Source organism: Citrobacter sp. 50677481 (assembly GCF_001463265.1).
GTDB classification, from domain to species: Bacteria; Pseudomonadota; Gammaproteobacteria; order Enterobacterales; family Enterobacteriaceae; genus Citrobacter_A; species Citrobacter_A sedlakii.
In genome coordinates this window covers 128,986-147,381 of the sequence record NZ_LNHZ01000001.1, presented here as the reverse complement: position 1 = coordinate 147,381, position 18,396 = coordinate 128,986, and the positions used below count along the sequence as shown (strand labels likewise).

General features: G+C 55.1%; 18 protein-coding genes. 5 read left to right on the top strand and 13 right to left on the bottom strand.

Going from position 1 to position 18,396, the window contains the following annotated elements; all coding sequences use genetic code 11:
• Positions 1 to 12: 12 nt before the first annotated feature.
• Positions 13 to 759 carry a thiol:disulfide interchange protein DsbG gene (gene dsbG, locus APU02_RS00730; RefSeq protein ID WP_060568922.1) on the bottom strand — a complete coding sequence of 249 codons (747 nt, stop codon included), beginning with the start codon at positions 757 to 759 and terminating at the stop codon, positions 13 to 15.
• Between the two features lie 375 nt (positions 760 to 1,134).
• Between dsbG and ahpC the strand changes: the two genes are divergently transcribed.
• Entirely contained in the window at positions 1,135 to 1,698 is a 564-nt protein-coding gene (gene ahpC / locus APU02_RS00725; protein WP_000052802.1) for an alkyl hydroperoxide reductase subunit C, read from the top strand.
• Positions 1,699 to 1,938: 240 nt separating this feature from the next.
• Complete coding sequence (ahpF, locus tag APU02_RS00720; protein WP_042286200.1) at positions 1,939 to 3,504, top strand: alkyl hydroperoxide reductase subunit F; 1,566 nt, start codon at positions 1,939 to 1,941, stop codon at positions 3,502 to 3,504.
• Positions 3,505 to 3,580: 76 nt separating this feature from the next.
• Here ahpF and uspG read toward each other — a convergent pair whose 3' ends face one another.
• Positions 3,581 to 4,009 (bottom strand): universal stress protein UspG, encoded by a 429-nt coding sequence (gene uspG, locus APU02_RS00715; RefSeq protein ID WP_042285573.1) that lies wholly within the window; start codon positions 4,007 to 4,009, stop codon positions 3,581 to 3,583.
• Positions 4,010 to 4,233: 224 nt separating this feature from the next.
• Here uspG and APU02_RS00710 point away from each other — a divergent pair, with 224 nt between their 5' ends.
• A complete protein-coding gene (locus tag APU02_RS00710; protein ID WP_060568921.1) occupies positions 4,234 to 5,472 on the top strand; it encodes a zinc-dependent alcohol dehydrogenase in 1,239 nt (412 codons plus the stop codon).
• A 3-nt stretch (positions 5,473 to 5,475) separates the two neighbouring features.
• Here the strand turns inward: APU02_RS00710 and yldA are convergent, their stop codons facing one another.
• The 10 genes from yldA to citC form a co-directional block, all read right to left on the bottom strand.
• A complete protein-coding gene (yldA, locus tag APU02_RS27085) occupies positions 5,476 to 5,565 on the bottom strand; it encodes a small membrane protein YldA (RefSeq protein WP_275477531.1) in 90 nt (29 codons plus the stop codon).
• Between the two features lie 230 nt (positions 5,566 to 5,795).
• Positions 5,796 to 6,206 (bottom strand): nucleoside diphosphate kinase regulator, encoded by a 411-nt coding sequence (gene rnk, locus APU02_RS00705; RefSeq protein ID WP_060568920.1) that lies wholly within the window; start codon positions 6,204 to 6,206, stop codon positions 5,796 to 5,798.
• A 182-nt stretch (positions 6,207 to 6,388) separates the two neighbouring features.
• Complete coding sequence (gene rna, locus APU02_RS00700; RefSeq protein WP_042285565.1) at positions 6,389 to 7,195, bottom strand: ribonuclease I; 807 nt, start codon at positions 7,193 to 7,195, stop codon at positions 6,389 to 6,391.
• Positions 7,196 to 7,310: 115 nt separating this feature from the next.
• On the bottom strand, positions 7,311 to 8,774 hold the full coding sequence (citT, locus tag APU02_RS00695; protein WP_060568919.1) for a citrate/succinate antiporter CitT: 1,464 nt from the start codon (positions 8,772 to 8,774) through the stop codon (positions 7,311 to 7,313).
• Positions 8,775 to 8,798: 24 nt separating this feature from the next.
• Positions 8,799 to 9,707 (bottom strand): triphosphoribosyl-dephospho-CoA synthase CitG, encoded by a 909-nt coding sequence (citG, locus tag APU02_RS00690; protein ID WP_060568918.1) that lies wholly within the window; start codon positions 9,705 to 9,707, stop codon positions 8,799 to 8,801.
• Positions 9,679 to 10,230 (bottom strand): citrate lyase holo-[acyl-carrier protein] synthase, encoded by a 552-nt coding sequence (gene citX, locus APU02_RS00685; protein ID WP_042285557.1) that lies wholly within the window; start codon positions 10,228 to 10,230, stop codon positions 9,679 to 9,681. Before citX ends, citG begins: the two co-directional genes overlap by 29 nt.
• Before the next feature lie 3 nt (positions 10,231 to 10,233).
• On the bottom strand, positions 10,234 to 11,766 hold the full coding sequence (gene citF / locus APU02_RS00680; RefSeq protein WP_060568917.1) for a citrate lyase subunit alpha: 1,533 nt from the start codon (positions 11,764 to 11,766) through the stop codon (positions 10,234 to 10,236).
• An 11-nt stretch (positions 11,767 to 11,777) separates the two neighbouring features.
• The gene (gene citE / locus APU02_RS00675; protein WP_042285551.1) at positions 11,778 to 12,686 is read right to left on the bottom strand and encodes a citrate (pro-3S)-lyase subunit beta; all 909 of its coding nucleotides are present in this window, start codon (positions 12,684 to 12,686) and stop codon (positions 11,778 to 11,780) included.
• Entirely contained in the window at positions 12,683 to 12,979 is a 297-nt protein-coding gene (gene citD / locus APU02_RS00670; protein WP_042285548.1) for a citrate lyase acyl carrier protein, read from the bottom strand. The genes citE and citD overlap by 4 nt, the downstream gene beginning before the upstream one ends.
• Positions 12,976 to 14,052: a [citrate (pro-3S)-lyase] ligase gene (citC, locus tag APU02_RS00665; RefSeq protein ID WP_060568916.1), complete on the bottom strand. Its 1,077-nt coding sequence runs from the start codon at positions 14,050 to 14,052 to the stop codon at positions 12,976 to 12,978. Before citC ends, citD begins: the two co-directional genes overlap by 4 nt.
• A 433-nt stretch (positions 14,053 to 14,485) precedes the next feature.
• Between citC and dpiB the strand changes: the two genes are divergently transcribed.
• Both dpiB and dpiA read left to right on the top strand, forming a co-directional pair.
• Positions 14,486 to 16,102 carry a sensor histidine kinase DpiB gene (dpiB, locus tag APU02_RS00660; RefSeq protein WP_239692839.1) on the top strand — a complete coding sequence of 539 codons (1,617 nt, stop codon included), beginning with the start codon at positions 14,486 to 14,488 and terminating at the stop codon, positions 16,100 to 16,102.
• The gene (gene dpiA, locus APU02_RS00655) at positions 16,071 to 16,748 is read left to right on the top strand and encodes a two-component response regulator DpiA (RefSeq protein WP_060568915.1); all 678 of its coding nucleotides are present in this window, start codon (positions 16,071 to 16,073) and stop codon (positions 16,746 to 16,748) included. Before dpiB ends, dpiA begins: the two co-directional genes overlap by 32 nt.
• A gap of 119 nt (positions 16,749 to 16,867) precedes the next feature.
• Here dpiA and dcuC read toward each other — a convergent pair whose 3' ends face one another.
• Positions 16,868 to 18,253 (bottom strand): anaerobic C4-dicarboxylate transporter DcuC, encoded by a 1,386-nt coding sequence (gene dcuC / locus APU02_RS00650; protein WP_042285536.1) that lies wholly within the window; start codon positions 18,251 to 18,253, stop codon positions 16,868 to 16,870.
• Between the last annotated feature and the right edge of the window lie 143 nt (positions 18,254 to 18,396).

Here is an 18,396-nt window from a genome sequence, read left to right as displayed (position 1 = left end):
CCCCACAAAATGTTAATGACTTTTCATCATGGTTTCCAGTTGCGCGTTATCAGGTAAACCGACGACCTGCTGCAGCACATTGTCCTTATTCATATAATAGATAGCAGGCGTCACATTTGCGCCCAGATCGTCCATAATTTTTTGATGCATATTCAGGATCTTCATTTGTTCAGGCGGGACGGAGGCCGGCACGTTAAGTGGCATTTTGCCCCCCGAGGCTTCATAGTCATGCCAGACTTTAGCCGGATCTTTTTCCGCCAGAATGGCGGCGGCGGTCGCCGGGCTTTCCGGCTTAATGACCCCGACAAGCAAAGTACGTAGCTGCACTTTTCCGGATTCCACCCACGGGCGGGCCTGCTGCCAGAACTGTTTACAGTACGGGCAGAAGGGATCGGCAAAGACGTACAGCACCACCGGCGCATCTTTTTTGCCATCCAGCAGCCACGTGGCTTTTTCCATCCGCTGCCAGATTTCCCGGCCAGCCGGGGCATAAATCTCTTTCTCGATCAGTTGATTGCTCAGGTTGTCGCCTTTTTCATTGTACATATAACCCGAAATCGCCTGTTTTCCGTCCGGCGTCAGGTAGATAGTCACCCCCATGTCCTGGTATTTTCCCAGATACCCTTTCATCCCCCCCGGCGCGTCGAAAGACTTGATGATAGTAATGCCTTGTTTTTCGATGGCTTTAACCGGCGCCGGAAGCTCTTCGCCATGAGCGAGAAAGGGCAGCAGGGTGAGCAGAAGCGTGCGTTTAAACATTTTTATTCCTTATAAATCTAATGCGTTACGAGCATGATGGGCAAACCTATCACAGCCATAGGCAACATCTCGGAGGGAATGATTGCCCTTTTCCCGGCAGGGTGTTGTAATCCTTTTCGCTGTTACAGCCTTTGTTAAGGTAATGTAGAGCGCAACACTTAGCCAGTTTCACTGGCGCTGAAGTTACCTACGGGTAGTTCAGGTAACGGGGCCGCCTGCGAAGGTGGCCCTTTTTACGTTGGATTGTTCAGGTTCACCACGTTGGTGAGAGAAGGTTGTTAGCTAACGCTTATTGATTTGATAAAGGAAACGCATTAGCCCTGTCAGTCATTTTTCGTTACCTTACAACTCAACGAAAACACGGAGGAAGTACAGATGTCCTTGATTAACACTAAAATTAAACCTTTTAAAAACCAGGCGTTCAAAAACGGTGAATTCATCGAAGTTACCGAAAAAGATACCGAAGGCCGCTGGAGCGTGTTCTTCTTCTACCCGGCTGACTTTACCTTCGTATGCCCGACTGAACTGGGTGACGTTGCAGACCATTATGAAGAACTGCAGAAGCTGGGCGTAGACGTTTACTCTGTGTCTACTGACACCCACTTCACCCACAAAGCATGGCACAGCAGCTCTGAAACCATCGCGAAAATCAAATATGCGATGATCGGTGACCCGACTGGCGCCCTGACCCGTAACTTCGACAACATGCGTGAAGACGAAGGTCTGGCAGACCGCGCGACGTTTGTTGTTGACCCGCAGGGTATCATCCAGGCGATCGAAGTTACCGCTGAAGGTATCGGCCGTGACGCATCTGACCTGCTGCGCAAAATCAAAGCTGCCCAGTACGTTGCTGCTCACCCAGGCGAAGTGTGCCCGGCGAAATGGAAAGAAGGCGAAGCGACGCTGGCTCCATCCCTGGACCTGGTGGGTAAAATCTAAATTTCCGTCGTCTTTTCCGCCATAGCTGCGTTGGCGTCGCCTGTTCACCCCGGTCACTGACTTCCGTAAGCTCCGGGGATTCTCAGGCTAGCCGCCTTGCTGTGACGCGAAATACTTTGGAAATTGTTTCAGTCATGGGCGCGCCTGCGCCCATTTCATTCCAGCACCATGACGCAAGTTGCATTCAGGCGGCCCGTTTAAGGCAGCTTGCATGATGATGTTTTCAGAGAGGGAAGAATGATGCTCGACACAAATATGAAAACCCAGCTCAAGGCTTACCTTGAGAAACTCACTAAACCTGTTGAGCTGATTGCCACGCTGGATGACAGCGCTAAATCGGCAGAAATCAGGGAACTACTGGCTGAAATCGCCGAACTGTCGCCGAAGGTGACGTTCAAAGAAGAGAACAGTCTGCCGGTGCGTAAGCCGTCTTTCCTGATTACCAACCCAGGTTCTGACCAGGGACCTCGTTTCGCAGGTTCTCCGCTGGGCCACGAATTTACTTCTCTGGTACTGGCGCTGCTGTGGACTGGCGGCCATCCGTCGAAGGAAACGCAGTCTCTGCTGGAGCAGATCCGCGATATCGACGGCGAGTTTGAATTCGAAACCTATTATTCGCTTTCCTGCCATAACTGCCCGGACGTGGTGCAGGCGCTGAACCTGATGGCGGTGCTGAACCCGCGTATTAAGCACACGGCGATTGACGGCGGCACCTTCCAGAACGAGATCACCGATCGCAACGTGATGGGCGTACCGGCGGTCTTTGTTAATGGTAAAGAGTTCGGTCAGGGGCGTATGACGCTGGCGGAAATCGTCGCTAAAGTGGATACCGGCGCAGAAAAACGCGCAGCCGAAGAACTGAACAAGCGCGACGCTTACGATGTGTTGATTGTCGGCTCCGGCCCGGCGGGCGCGGCAGCAGCGGTTTATTCCGCGCGTAAAGGTATTCGTACCGGCCTGATGGGCGAACGTTTCGGTGGTCAGGTGCTCGACACGGTAGACATTGAAAACTACATCTCCGTACCGAAAACCGAAGGCCAGAAACTGGCGGGCGCGCTGAAGGCGCACGTCAGCGATTACGATGTTGATGTGATCGACAGTCAGAGCGCCAGCAAACTGGTTCCGGCAGCCGTTGAAGGCGGGTTACACCAGATCGAAACGGCGTCTGGCGCGGTGCTGAAAGCGCGCAGTATCATCATTGCGACGGGTGCGAAATGGCGCAACATGAATGTGCCGGGTGAAGATCAGTATCGCACTAAAGGCGTCACTTACTGCCCGCACTGTGACGGCCCGCTGTTTAAAGGCAAGCGCGTCGCGGTGATTGGCGGCGGTAACTCCGGCGTTGAAGCGGCGATTGACCTCGCGGGCATCGTTGAACATGTTACGTTGCTTGAGTTTGCGCCTGAAATGAAGGCAGACCAGGTGTTGCAGGATAAAGTCCGCAGCCTGAAAAATGTCGACATTATTCTGAACGCGCAGACCACGGAAGTAAAAGGTGACGGTTCGAAAGTGGTTGGTCTGGAATACCGCGACCGCGTCAGCGGTGATGTTCACAGCGTTGAGCTGGCGGGGATTTTCGTGCAGATTGGTCTGCTGCCGAACACCAACTGGCTGGAAGGCGCCATCGAGCGTAACCGTATGGGTGAAATCATCATCGATGCGAAATGCGAAACAAACGTGAAAGGCGTGTTCGCTGCCGGCGACTGCACCACGGTGCCGTACAAGCAGATCATCATCGCGACCGGCGAAGGGGCAAAAGCGTCACTGAGTTCCTTTGACTACCTGATCCGCACGAAAACGGCATAAAAAGAAAGTAAGACGATACCTGCAATAAGAAAGCCCTGCCGAAAGGCAGGGCTTTATCGTTTATGAAGCGGTGAGTCTAACGTACGACCAGCACCGGCAGCGTTGCATGGCGCACGACGCTGGAAGCGTTAGATCCCAGCAGGTGCGTGGTGATCGACGGGTTACGTGAACCAATCACCACCACATCCGCATCCAGTTCTTCACCCAGCTCATTGACCACATCGCGGACGCTGCCGAAGCGGACGTGCTGTTTAATACGTGACGGATCAATGCTGAAGTGCCCGACCATGGTCTGCAGTCGGGTCTCGGCTTCGTGCTGCAGATGCTCTTCGAAGCGACGAACGTCGGCGGCAAAACGATGCAGGCTCAGGCTGGCAGAGCCTGGCAATACATGTAACAAATGAATCACGCCATCCTGCTGCGCCAGAAACTCAGCGTGGCGGATCGCCTTGTCGCTTAGCTCCATTTCAAAAACATCAACCGGCATAATGATCGTCTTATACATACCCGTTTCTCCCTGTTAATGAATACTCAAATCATTCAAGCATATAATAATATTCCTTTCTGCTCTTTGTCTGGCACTTTTTCACTTCGTCCTGTTTCTTTAGCGAAAATGCCCCGCGCGTGCAGCCAGGAATAATCCCAAAGGCGCGCTGCGTGACGGCTTTTCCCCGCTGATGGCTACCCTTTAGAGATGCGCCGATTTTAAAACCCTGTACCGGAGGTTATATGAAAGCACTGACGTACCACGGTCCGCATCATGTTCAGGTTGAAAATGTTCCCGATCCCATTATTGAGCAACCTGACGATATCATCCTGCGAATTACCGCGACCGCCATCTGCGGTTCCGATCTCCACCTGTATCGCGGGAAGATACCTCAGGTTAAGCATGGCGATATTTTTGGCCATGAGTTCATGGGAGAAGTGGTTGAGACCGGTCGCGACGTAAAGACCCTGAAGAAGGGCGAACGGGTCGTGATCCCTTTTGTGATCGCCTGCGGCGACTGTTTTTTTTGCCGTTTGCAGCAATATGCCGCCTGTGAAAACACCAACGCCGGCAAGGGCGCGGCGCTGAATAAAAAACAGATCCCGCCGCCGGCCGCGCTGTTTGGCTACAGCCACCTTTACGGCGGCGTGCCGGGCGGACAGGCGGAGTATGTTCGCGTACCGAAAGGCAACGTCGGGCCGTTTAAGGTTCCGCCTTTGCTGTCTGACGACAAAGCGCTGTTTCTGTCGGATATCCTGCCTACCGCCTGGCAGGCGGCGAAGAATGCGCAAATCCAGAAAGGCTCGAGCGTGGCGGTCTTTGGCGCTGGCCCCGTCGGGCTACTGACCATCGCCTGCGCGCGGCTACTGGGCGCCGAGCAAATTTTTATCGTCGATCACCATCCCTACCGACTGCGTTTCGCCGAAGCGCGTTACGGCGCGATCCCGATTAATTTTGACGATCATAACGATGCGGCGGAGCTGATTATTGAGCAAACCGCGGGGCATCGCGGCGTGGATGCGGTGATTGACGCCGTGGGGTTTGAAGCCAAAGGCAGCGCCACGGAAACGCTGCTGACCAACCTGAAGCTCGAGGGCAGCAGCGGGAAAGCATTGCGCCAGTGTATTGCTGCGGTAAGGCGTGGCGGGATTGTCAGCGTGCCGGGCGTTTACGCCGGATTCATCCACGGCTTCTTGTTTGGCGATGCGTTTGATAAAGGGCTGAGCTTTAAAATGGGGCAAACTCACGTCCATGCCTGGCTGGGCGAGCTGCTGCCCTTAGTGGAAAAAGGACTGCTCAAGCCGGAAGAAATCGTCACTCACTATATGCCGTTTGAAGACGCAGCTCGCGGGTATGAGATCTTCGAAAAACGTCAGGAAGAGTGCCGAAAAGTCATCCTGGTGCCGGGCGCGCAAAGTGCAGAGTCGGCGCAGAAAACGGTGAAAGGGCTGGTGAATGCGATGCCAGGCGGCGTTATCTGACCCTTACCAGCGCTTTTCCAGATACAGAACTGCTGCGATGACGATTGCCGCCATCACGAAAAACCCCAGCAGTATCGCAAAAGTCTCGTTCATGACTGTACCTGCCGGTGAAACCGATTAATAGCCTGTCCTGTCAGGCTATTTCATTTGCCCTTTGGAACCGGGCAGTGCGCAAACTGGCGGCGATAAAGACGCCGACTGAAACCGGCTCTAAGTATGGATCGGGCGGTGAAAGGATGAACCAGGAAGAAGGGATGATTTTCGGAAAGAGGATGCAGGGCATCCTCTGGGTAAAGCGGAAAATCGCTTATGCAGATGAGGGATTAACGCAAATAGTCGCCTGCGGCTTCTGGCTGGTATTCCAGTTCGAGCACTTCAAGGTGCGTGGAGGCGCCGCCCGGCAGTTCCCAGTGAATGCTGTCGCCGACGCGCAGGCCAAGCAGCGCCGCGCCCACCGGCGCCATCACCGAAAGCTGGGTATTACTGTCGGTCATTGCCGCAGGATAAACCAGCGTGCGCACGCGAATTTCGCCATTGCTCAGATCGCGGAATTTCACCCGACTGTTCATGGTGACGACGTCAGGCGGCATGGTTTCTGGCGAACACATCTGGGCACGATCCAGCTCGGCATTTAACGCGTCAGCAATGGGTAAGTCAGCATACGCGGGCTGCTCCAGCAGGCGATCGATGCGTTCTGCGTCAAGGTCGTTAATGATGATAGTTGGTCTGGACATTTTTACTCCATGTCGTCAGTACTGCGTTTTGCCGCAGGTATAGATTCCCAAAAGAAAACCCTCACCGTCAGGCGGCGAGGGTTTAACTCTCCTGATGATACTGAGACTTCCGTGCACTTTGAAGTGATTTAGCTCACATTCAGGCAATTACCTGGTTGCTTACGGCTTCACGGAATTCTCGGCTAATACCCCACCTTGTCGAGAATAAAGTCTTTGCCGCAGTTTCCCGGATGCGGTTGCGGGGCGAAAGAGTCTGCCGTCAGCGGCGCGTTGATGGCACTGGCTTTCAGTGAAAACTGGATTTCGGTTAAATACGCAGGATTACCCTGACAGCTTAGCTTCACTGCTTTGCTATTTTCTTTACCCCAGCGTCTGGCAAACGCCGCGTCGAACGCGCTGCGGCTGACACGTTGACCATAATGGTCGGCGAGGAAGGTTCCCAGCTCGCTGCTTTTGATCTCTTTATTCAGACGCACCATTGTGCCGAAGTAAGCATCCGGATCAAAGCCGAAGCAGGCGCCGTGTTTGGCGTACTCATAGCGCTCAAGGCAGGAGCGTCCACCGGCGCCCGGCATCACTTCGCTCAGTTTGGCGGCGCTTTCCAGCGACAGGCCGGTTTCCGGCGCCGCGCATTTGCGGCTGGCGCGCGCTTCCGGCAGGTTAGGGATTGGACGCGTGGCGCAGCCAAACCGCATCCAGCGCCGTTCATCCACCCCGCGCGAGGCAACGGACTTTGGCAACCCTGGCCATAAACCGTGTACCGTCAGGAAATCAGCCTTATTGGCGGTCTCTTTTTGCAGGCGGCACTCGTCAGGTTCATGGCGGTTGCGCTCATGCTGGCTCTGGCAAAATCCGGTTTGCCAGGAGAGCGCCAGCACGTAGCGATCAAAATCGCCATACTGTTTTGCCTGAAGCGGTTCGGCGAACGCCGATGAAAAAGGAAGCAGGGTTGCAGCCAGAAGAACAGATTTTTGCCAGATTGGTTTCATGGTGAGCGTGGGACTTATATAAAAACTGAATAGTCTCTATTTAACCATAAAAAAGCCCGCCGGGTATGATTACCGGGCGGGCGGTGGGGTTATTCCGTTTTCTCGCGTGGAAAAATCAGTTCCACATAGCCAGTATCGGCCAGCCAACCAGCAGCAGCATCGCGATGTAAATCACCCCGAAGATTGCGCCAAGACGCCAGTAATCTTTAGATTTCACGTAGCCACAGCCGTAGATGATGACGCCAGGGCCCGTTGCATACGGGGTCAGGCAGCCCATGATACCGATGGACAGCACCAGCAGAAGACACAGCTGCTCCATAGGAACGCCTGGAATACCTTTACCAATCGCCAGGATCACGGGCAGCATGGTGGCAGTGTGCGCCGACAGACTGGCAAACAGGTAGTGGGCAAAATAGAACACCAGTACCAGCACAATGACTGTCGCATTAGGCGAGAAGCCTTCCAGATGCGCGCTCATGGTGTTAGCAAACCAGTCGATGAAGCCAGAGCGGGTCAGGCCGTTTGCCATCACCACCAGGGTGGCGAGGTTAACCAGGGTGTTCCACGCGCTATTATATTTGGTGATATCTTTCCACGGCACTACGTGCAGCGCCAGCATCAGCGATACCGCCAGCAGACCGACCGCGGTGGCGTCAATCAGCTCACCGCCAAACACCCACAGGCCTAAGCTCAGCAGAACCAGGCCGATCAGCGTCCACTCTTTGCGGGTCAGACGGCCCATGGTTTTCAGTTCATCGCCCGCCCAGGCAGCAACTTCCGCACTGTGCGTCACTTCCGGCTTGTACAGTACGTAAGAGAGCCATGGCGCAACGATCAGCAAAATGATGCCGACTGGCAGGAAGCCGAGGAACCACTGCAACCAGCTGATCTGCACGCCCGCGATTTTACTCACGAACTCCAGACCCAGCACGTTTGGCGCCGCGCCGGTGACAAACATAGAGGAGCTCAGGCTGGTACTGATCACCATCATCCACATCAAATAGCCGCCAATATGACGCGCTGACGGATCGTTCGGGAACGATTTAAACAGCGGCGGCAGGTTTTTGATCACCGGGAACACGGTGCCGCCGGTACGGGCGGTATTGGACGGCGTAAACGGCGCCAGCAGGATGTCGATGATGACAATCGCATAGCCCAGGGTCAGGGTGCGTTTACCCATGAACTTCACCAGGAACAGCGCGATCCGGCGACCGAGGCCGGTCACTTCGTAGCCCAGCGCGAAGATAAACGCGCCGAACACCAGCCAGACGGTGGTACTGGAGAAGCCCGCCAGCCCCCATTTCAGCGCCTGTTTGCCGGCGTTAAAGGAAGGATCGGCCAGTTCTGTGGCATCAAACAGCAGGTAATGGCTGCCAATGACGCAGATAGTGACGGCAATAAAGCTGATCGCGGTAGCCGGAATAGGCTCCAGGATCATCCCGACAATCATCGCCACGAAGACGGCGAAGTAGTGCCATGCCTGAGGGGGCATACCGTCCGGAACAGGGATAAGAAACATGACGCCCATGACGATAAGAGGCGCCAATAATTTCCATATATTATCTTTAGATAAAGACATAAGTGCTTCTCCGAAAAGGAAATTTTAATAAGTGTTTAAATGGTTAACCTGAGAAAGTTGAGCTAAAAACCACGTCACGATCAGCAGATCGGCGCTACCGCCGGGGCTGAGATTGCGTTCAATACACGCCTGATCGAACTGGTGAAGACGGTCGAGATCGTCGGCGCTACGAATGCCGCCGCTTTGCAGTAAGGCTGTGGCCTGCTGCTGGATCCAACGCAAACCTGCCGCCCCGCCGCGCGAGGCGACGTTGGTATCGCCATTGCGCGCGATCAGCACAAGCAGCGTGTCGAGCAGCGCCAGTTCCGGGTCGCGTCCCGTGGCGAGCAGGGTGCGGTAATGCGGCAGTGCGTGGCGGATCACTAAGGGGTATCCCGCCTCGGCTTCGCCGCGCGCGCCGGTTAAGCCCAACTGGAAATAAAGACGCTGGCCTGCGGTTTTTTGGTGATTGTTATTGCGCAGTTCGCGTGTCGTCAGGCCCCGGCAAAAGCTGGCGGCGGCGGCGCAGATCGTTTCAGGCGTAATGGGGCGCTGCAGCTGATGTAAGCGGCCAATGGCGGCGCACAGCAAACCCAGCGAAAAAATGCTGCCCTTGTGGGTGTTGACCCCAGCGGTGGCGCGGAACATATCCGCTTCGCAGGCCATACCTAATGGACGCAGCCCGCTTAACACCGAGTTTGCCGGTAGCTGTGCGCAGCAGGCGCCGTATTCGATAAAACGCGGCAGCCAGCCCTGAATGGCCAGCGCGCTACGATGAAAATCGGCGAGCGCCATATCTTTATGCGCGCCGCAGTTCAGGCGATCGACCAGTCCTGGCTTCGGCGACAGATTCACTTCCGTCAGCATGGCGCGCCAGGCGAGATGCGCGTAAGCGTCAAACAGCGTGCGCGGCAGGGCGGTGGTTTCACCGTGCGTATCGGGAATCGGCAGCATGTAATAGCGCCTCCATGTGGTTAAGAAGATCGGAGAGCGTATGGGTTTTCCCGCGCGCGCACGCTGCGGCGCTTTGCCCGCACAGCAGGCAGCGGCGGGCAGGCAGCGCAAAATGGCGACGGGAGAGAATTTCGCCTCCGGGCGTCAGGACGTCGATGTCCCACAGGCGTCCCAGAGGATGGTTGTGTTCAAGCTCTATCGTCGCGAGCTTGATGTCACGGGCCGGCGCTTCTATGGAGATCATGCCTTCCGGCCCGCTTGCAGAGGCCAGTGCAGCCTGCTCCCTGATTAACCAGCCCGCTGTCTCCGCCAGCGCGTACAGGGCAGTCACGCCGTGATTAAAGAGGCGACGGGTGAGCGCGCTGTCTTTGATCGGGCCGGGCGCCACCACGGTAAAGGAGACCAGTGGAATGGGATGGCGCTTAAGCCAGGCGTGTTGCCTTGCCTGTCTCTCATCCCGGCTGGCGAGCAGCTCGGGAATAGAAACCGCGTGGCGGGTGGCCTGTTCAGGAAGCAGGTGCATGGCTTATTCCTTCACCTGATGAACAACGTCAATCACGGAACCGTCGCGATAACGCACCACGGCGATCACGCGGTCAGTGAACGCGATGGGACGCGGTTCGCCAGTGAGCTGTTGCGCGCGCTCGCGCAGCCACGCAATCGGCACCACTTTCATACCGGCTTCTTTCAGGCGTTCCGCCAGTTCCGGTCGTGCCGGGTTAACGGCAATGCCGTGGTCGGTCACCAGAATGTCGACGCTGGAGCCCGGGGTGACGCAGGTCAGCACGTTATCGACCAGCGTGGGAATGCGACCGCGTACCAGCGGCGCGACGATGATGGACAGCGCAGCAGCGACCGCGGTGTCGCAGTGACCGCCGGACGCGCCGCGAATCACGCCGTCGGAGCCGGTCAGCACGTTGACGTTAAACTGGGTGTCCACTTCCAGCGCGCTCAGCACCACCACGTCCAGGCGGTCAACGGAGGCGCCTTTGGAACCCCAGTTTGCGTACTGGTTCGCGCTGATTTCGATGTGGTTCGGGTTGCGCGCCAGCGACTGAGCGGCGTTGCGATCGAAGCTCTGGACATCCAACAGTTTGCGAATCAGCCCCTTTTCATGCAGGTCGACGATGGTGGCGGTGATGCCGCCCAACGCAAAGTCCGCACAAATGTTGCGGCTGCGCATTTTGTCTTCAAGGAAGCGGGTGACCGCCAGCGACGCGCCGCCGGTGCCGGTTTGCAGCGAGAAACCTTCTTTGAAGTAGCCGGAGTTAACAATCACGTCCGCCGCGCTGCGGGCAATAAGCAGCTCGCGGGGGTTGGTGGTCATACGGGTGGCGTCTGCGCCGATTTTATCGGCATCACCGACCTGATCGATCTGAACGATAAGATCGACCTGATCCTGGGCGATGCTGGCCGGATTATGCGGATACGGCAGCAGTTGTTCCGTCAACAGCACCACCTGATTGGCGCTTTCGGCGTCGACCCGGGCATAGCCGAGCGAACCACAGCAGGCTTTCCCGGTATAGCCGTTGGCATTACCAAACGGGTCGCAGGACGGCACGCCGAGAAAAGCGACGTCAATGTTCAGCTCGCCGCTTTGCACCAGATTGACGCGCCCGCCGTGGGAGTGGATCTGCACAGGCTCGGCCAGCAGGCCTCGCGAGATCTCTTCCGCCAACGGCCCGCGCAGGCCTGAAGTATAGATGCGGCTGACTACGCCTTTACGAATATGGTCAACCAGCGGCGCGTGGCAGTCGCTCAGGGAGCTGGAGGCCAGGGTCAGGTTTTTAAAGCCCATGCTGGCGATAGTGTCCATCACCAGGTTAATGGTCAGATCGCCGCCGCGAAACGCATGGTGGAAGGAGATGGTCATCCCGTCCTGTAAACCGGAACGACGGATGGCTTCTTCCAGGTTTGCGCACAGCTTTTGGTTGCGCGGTTTCTGCGCCTGCAGGTTCTGTTTGGACGCGTTTTTATAGCTGGACAGGTTGATTTCAGCGCGGCGGCTCCAGGCCGTTACCCGTTCCTGTCGTTGAGACTGTTCGTTTTTCTGGGTCATTATTTTTTGCCTTATTCTTCGCGGATGCCGGAAAGTTCTGCGCGGGAGAGCACCAGACGCGCGCGCTCGATCACCGGGCTGTCGACCATCTTGCCGTTCAGAGAGACCACCCCGAGTCCCTCGCGGGCGGCGGCTTCAGCGGCTTCCACGACCAGACGCGCATGGTTGACCTCTTTTTGCGTCGGGGCGTACAGGTTATGCAGCAGTTCAATCTGGCGTGGGTTGATCAGCGATTTGCCGTCAAAGCCCAACTGTTTGATATGCGCGGCTTCATGCAGAAAACCCGCTTCGTTGTTGGCATCGGAATACACGGTGTCGAACGCCTGGATACCGGCGGAACGTGCGGCCTGCAAAATAGCGCAGCGGGCGAACAGCAGTTCGGTGCCTTCCGGCGAGCGCTCGGTGCGCAGGTTGCGCACATAGTCTTCCGCGCCCAGGGCGATACCGATTAGGCGTTCAGAGGCGTGGGCGATCTCTACCGCGCGGGTAATGCCCAGCGGTGACTCAATGGCCGCCAGCAGGCCGGTGCTGCCTGGTTCGCGGCCGCAGGCTTTTTCAATGCGCAGGATTTCGTTTTCAATATCAATAACGTCCTGCGCCGTGTCGGTTTTCGGCAAACGAACCACGTCAGCGCCGCCGCGAACGACAGCCTCCAGATCGTTGACGCCAAACTCGGAGTCCAGCGCGTTGACACGCACGATGGTCTCTACATCGCGATACAGAGGATGCTGCAGCGCGTGGTAAACCATGCGACGAGCCGTGTCTTTCTCACGCAGCGCAACGGAATCTTCCAGGTCGAACATCAGCGCATCGGCGGGGTAAATAAAGGCGTTGCTGACCATGGCGGCGTTGGCGCCCGGAACAAACAGCATGCTGCGGCGCGTGCGGGTTTTACGTTGTTGTAAAGACGCGGAAATCATTGGCGATCCTCCCATGGCAGGGCCGGGATGCCGCTGGCGCGAGCCAGTAACGCTTCCAGTCGTGCGCGTAAAATACAGTCGAGCGCGCCTTTATCATCGACATTCACTTGCACGCCGCGTACGTCATATTGCGCAAGAACCGCCAGAATGGTGGCGCGAATGGCCTCGCCAAACTGTTTCTCAACGCTGCTATTGATTTGCAGGTCAATCTCCTGCGTATCGAGAGGGGCGATGCGGATCATCACATCACCCGACTCAAGTGTGCCTGCGACGGCAGCCTGGTTTATTTTCATTTTTCACCTGTTACTAATGCGGGGGTCTTTTGGCGGACTGTCGCACCGTTTGCGGGGCGTTCAGCCATTTGTTGCAGATAGTGCAACGTGGCAGGCGGCACCAGCGGCGCGATAGCCGTGAGATCTTTTTTAACCAGCAGCTTGCGGACCAGCGAGGCCGAGATGGGCGTCTCCTGGTAACACAGGCGCTCTATTTCCACCAGTTCAATCGGTGGGGCGGGAAGGGTGGGCGTCTCCAGCCAGAAACGCATGTCGTGGTTATACTGGGCGGTGACGGTACAGAACGGTTCCGTTCCGACGAAACGATGGGTGATTCCCAGGGCGGGCGCCAGATACTGACGGAAAATTTTCAGGTCAATTTCCGTATAGCAGTGATTAATGACGCTCTGTTCTTTAATGAAGTAACACGGGAATGTGGCGCGGGAAATAATGTATTCGGAACCGCGATGCACAGTGAGACGCGGGATATCCGCCGAGCCTTTGATCACCAGATCGAACCGGTCTTCATAAGGAAAGCGCGAGGTGTCTTCTTTCACCAGAAACAGATGCAGCCAGTCGCACTGCGCCGCCGCCTGCTGGATCAGATAGCGATGTCCGTTGGTGAATGGGTTGGCGTTCATTACGATGCAGCCGATTTTTTTACCGTCGTGACGCAGACGGGTTAACGATTCTGCGTAGCGTTTCAGGCGGGTTGCGCTGTTTTCCATCAGCACCATGATGCCGGGAACATTGGCGAGGGTCGAAAAACCGCACTGTCGGAACAGGACTTCGTATTCCGTTTTGGTGTAAATGAACAGATGCGTGCAATGTCTTTCGTAAGCGAGATTGATCAACTCTGTCGCCAGCGTGAGCGCTAATCCTTCGCCGCGTACCGATTCGCTGATGGCCACGCACTTAATGATATTTCCGGCAATGCCGCCGCAGGCGATAAGGCGGTCATCACGGGTCACCGTAATAAACACCTCCACGGTGGTATCGATGCTTAAATCATTCTCTTTCAGGAATTGTGTGATCGCCGCCATTTTTATATTTTCTGAGCGTTTGACCCGTGTAAACACATTATTACTAAACATAGTAAAGGCATCCTGAGAAGCTATATTGTTGCCGTTTTGAGGCGAATGTTGTACGAAAAAGCAATTTAATAACGTTTTGTTTTCATTTGGAGGAAAAGAAAATTTTGCGACGAGATATTTCTTTTTCTCCTGAACACATACATCGTAAGGAGTATTTAGGGGGTAAATTTTGATTTATTTCACAAACACTTAGATGGTTTTTATGGGTTTAATGGTTTTAAGTTTTTTAATTATTCTAATCACAATTTGAGATGTGGTTTTAAGTTGTTTAATTGATTTAAGGTGATGAATCTGTAACGATCACTCTTATTCCGCTTGCGTGGGAGTAAAACATTTTTATTACATTTAGCGTGCGTGCTCTGTTTATAATGCCGGTAAAGGAACAGCAATGTTGGTTCAAAAAAATAAAAAGCCGTTTTCTTTTTTTTGACAACTGGCATTTCCGTTGCGTATTTTTCTGCTTATTCTGGTTTTCTCGGTGTTCATTATCGCCGCGCTGGCGCAATATTTTTCCGCCAGCTTTGAAGACTATTTGACCCGCCACGTTCGTGATATGGCGATGAACCAGGCGAAGATCATCGCCGCGAACGACAGCATCATTGCGGCGGTGAAAACCCGTGATTACAAGCGACTGGCAACCATTGCCGATAAGCTGCAAATCGACACGGACTTTGACTACGTGGTGATTGGCGATCGCAACTCTGTTCGCCTTTATCACCCGAACCCGAAAAAAATCGGCTACCCGATGCAGTTCATCAAGCCAGGCGCGCTGGAGAAAGGGGAAAGCTATTTCATCTCTGGTACCGGCTCAATCGGCAATGCCATGCGCGCCAAAACGCCGATCTTTGATAATGAAGGCAATGTTATCGGCGTCGTCTCCATCGGTTATCTGGTCAGTAAAATAGACAGCTGGCGGTTGGACTTTATTCTGCCGATGGCGGGCGTGTTTGTGCTGTTGCTGGTGGTTCTGATGCTACTTTCGTGGTTGTTCGCCACCCATATTCGTCGTCAGATGATGGGCATGGAACCCCGGCAGATCGCCCGGGTGGTGCGCCAGCAGGAGGCGCTGTTTAGCTCGGTGTATGAAGGGCTGATTGCGGTGGATCCGGACGGTTTTATCACGGCGATTAACCGTAGCGCGAGAAAAATGCTTGGTCTGCGCTCGCCAGGACGACAGTGGTTAGGCAGGCGTATCGAGGACGTGGTGTCGCCGTCCGATTTCTTTACCGATCGCATTGCTGAAAAACGCGTTGACGTCATGATGAATTTCAACGGCCTGAGCGTGATTGCTAATCGCGAAGCGATCCGTTCCGGCGAGGAACTGCTGGGGGCGATTATCAGCTTTCGCAGTAAAGACGAAATCGCCACCCTGAACGCCCAGTTAACCCAGATCAAGCAATACGTAGAGAGTCTCAGAACGTTACGCCACGAACATCTTAACTGGATGTCGACGCTCAATGGCCTTTTACAGATGAAGGAGTACGATCGGGTCAGGGAGATGGTGCAGGGCGAGTCCCAGGCGCAGCAGCAGCTTATCGACAGTCTGCGCGACGCCTTTGCCGACCGCCAGGTAGCGGGATTGCTGTTTGGTAAGGTACAGCGCGCGCGTGAACTGGGGCTTAAAATGACGATTGTCCCTGGCAGCCAACTGCATCACCTGCCGCAAGGGCTGGACAGCACTGAATTTGCGGCGATTGTCGGCAATCTGCTGGATAATGCCTTCGAAGCGAGTTTACGCACAGTGGAAGGCAATAACGTGGTGGAACTGTATCTGAGCGACGAAGGTGACGAGGTGGTGATAGAAGTCGCCGACCAGGGCTGCGGCGTGCCAGAGGAGCTTCGCGACAAAATATTTGAACAGGGTGTCAGCACCCGTACCGATGAGCCGGGTGAGCACGGCATTGGCCTGTATCTGATTGCCAGCTATGTGAGACGCTGTGGCGGGATGATAACGCTGGAAGACAATTCCCCCTGCGGCACTCTATTTTCTCTCTTTATTCCGAAAGTGAAAAAGAACAATGACGGAACCATTAACCCTATTAATCGTTGAGGATGAAATGCTGCTTGCGGAAATGCATGCAGAATACATCCGCCATATTCCCGGTTTTAACCAGATCTGGTTAGCGGGCAACCTGGCGCAGGCAAGAATGATGATCGAACGCTTCAGACCGGGACTCATTCTGTTGGATAATTACCTGCCCGACGGGAAAGGGATCACCCTGCTGCACGAGCTGACCGAGTCGCGCTATCCTGGCGGCGTAGTGTTTACCACGGCCGCCAGCGATATGGAAACGGTATCGGAAGCGGTGCGCAGCGGGGCGTTTGACTATTTGATCAAGCCCATCGCTTATGAGCGACTGGGACAGACTCTGACGCGCTACCAGCAGCGCAAACGGATGCTGGAGGGTAATGACAGCGCCAGCCAGCGACAGATTGATGAGATGTTTAATGCTTATGCCCGTGGGGAGCCGAAAGACGATCTGCCAACCGGAATTGATGCGCTGACCCTAAACGCGGTGAAGAAGCTGTTCGCCGACCCACAGGTACAGCACACCGCCGAAACCGTCGCTCAGGCGCTGACCATCAGCCGAACCACTGCCAGACGGTACCTTGAGTATTGCGCCAGTCGGCATCTGATTACAGCGGAAATAGTGCATGGAAAGGTAGGACGGCCGCAGCGCAGTTACCACGGGTGATACACGTCAACCTTCACGCTGCCTCACTGTTCGCTACGCTCAAAACCCCAGTCACATCGTTATTATGCTCCTGGGGATTTCCCCGCGTCTTATCCGGCGCTGATCTCCCCCGGATAATATCAGCCGCCAGTGACGGCGGAAGACGTGCCTGGCACCATCACTTCGGTGGCGATAATCACGATTAACAGCCCCACCATGACCGGTACGGAAGTGCGTTTTACCACTTCAAACGGCGAAATTTTCGCCATTCCGGCTACCGCGACCACCACGCCGGAAACCGGAGAAATCGTCCGTCCCAGGTTGGAGGCTTGCAGCATCGGAATCGACAGGTACGCCGGGTTGATGCCGGACGAATGCGCCAGCTTGGGAATCATTTCGACAAACGCATAAAACGGCGCGTTACCGGAGCCGGTGGTCATCGCTGCCAGCATGGTCAGAATGACCAGCACCAGCATCAGAATGATGCTCGCCGAACCAAACGACGTGGCGATGGAGATCAGGCTCTGGATAAAGCCAATCGTGCTCAGACCCTGCGCGAAAACGCCTGCGGCCACCAGCAGCATCACCACGTTGGCGAAAGCATCCGCCATGCCGCGATACGCGACTTCCAGCCCGGAGAAGACTTTCTGGGTATTAAAGCCACGAACAAACTCCAGTACTGCCGCAATTAGCATACACAGCACGAGAATGGTGATGATGTGCAACTGCGGTCCCCACTTACCGTCAAAAATCAGTACCCCAATAATCGGTGTAAACGGCAGGATGGCATACAATGCCGGGGCTGTGGTGGTGATCTCATTCACGTCCAGTATTTCATGGGCGATGTTTTCTTTTTTATCCAGATAACGCTGCCAGAAAAAGTGCGCTACCGCCATACCGATAATGGCGGCTATGGAGATCGGCAACGTCGTTTTAAAGGCAAAGTCGATGAGCGGCATTTCGGCGGCTTTCGCTGCCAGAACCACGTCGCCGGAGGTAGGCGAAAGGATAATTGCGGCAGGGGACGCACAAATTGCCGCTGCGGCGCCGCGGCTGATCCCGACGTTAACCATGACCGGGAACAACGTCGCCATCAACAATACGCCGAGGCCGGTAGCAGAAGACACCGCCAGCGACATCAGACAGGCCACGAAATAGGCGGCAATCATCAGCAGGTAAGGCGAGTTAATGTACTGCAGCGGCCTGGATGCCAGCTTCACCACCATATCATTTGCGCCGATATGGGTCATATAGGCGGCGAAACCGCAGAGCATCATGATCATCATGCCGAGATCGCCGCCGCGGCTCATTAGCAGGATCTTGATGTACTCGACAATATCGGTCGCCGTGTAACCCGTTGTCGATTCACTGGCAGGCAGAACCTTATGTCCCATCAACGCGCTGATAATCAACAGCGCCAGACCGCCGACAAAGAGTACGCCGGTCGCGGAATACCCCTTAATTATGTAGCGGGCGACGCCCACGATAACCACTACTCCAATAAGGAGTTCAATCACTGTTAACATTGTTTCCCCTGTCGCATGGACACCCAGATATGAAAATAAGAAAATACCAATTAAGTGGTGTAAAAATGTGCCGAATAACCCTGCGACACTCGCTGATTAAAATCAAGAAACAGACGAATTAAATCTGAGTTATCGGCTTTTTT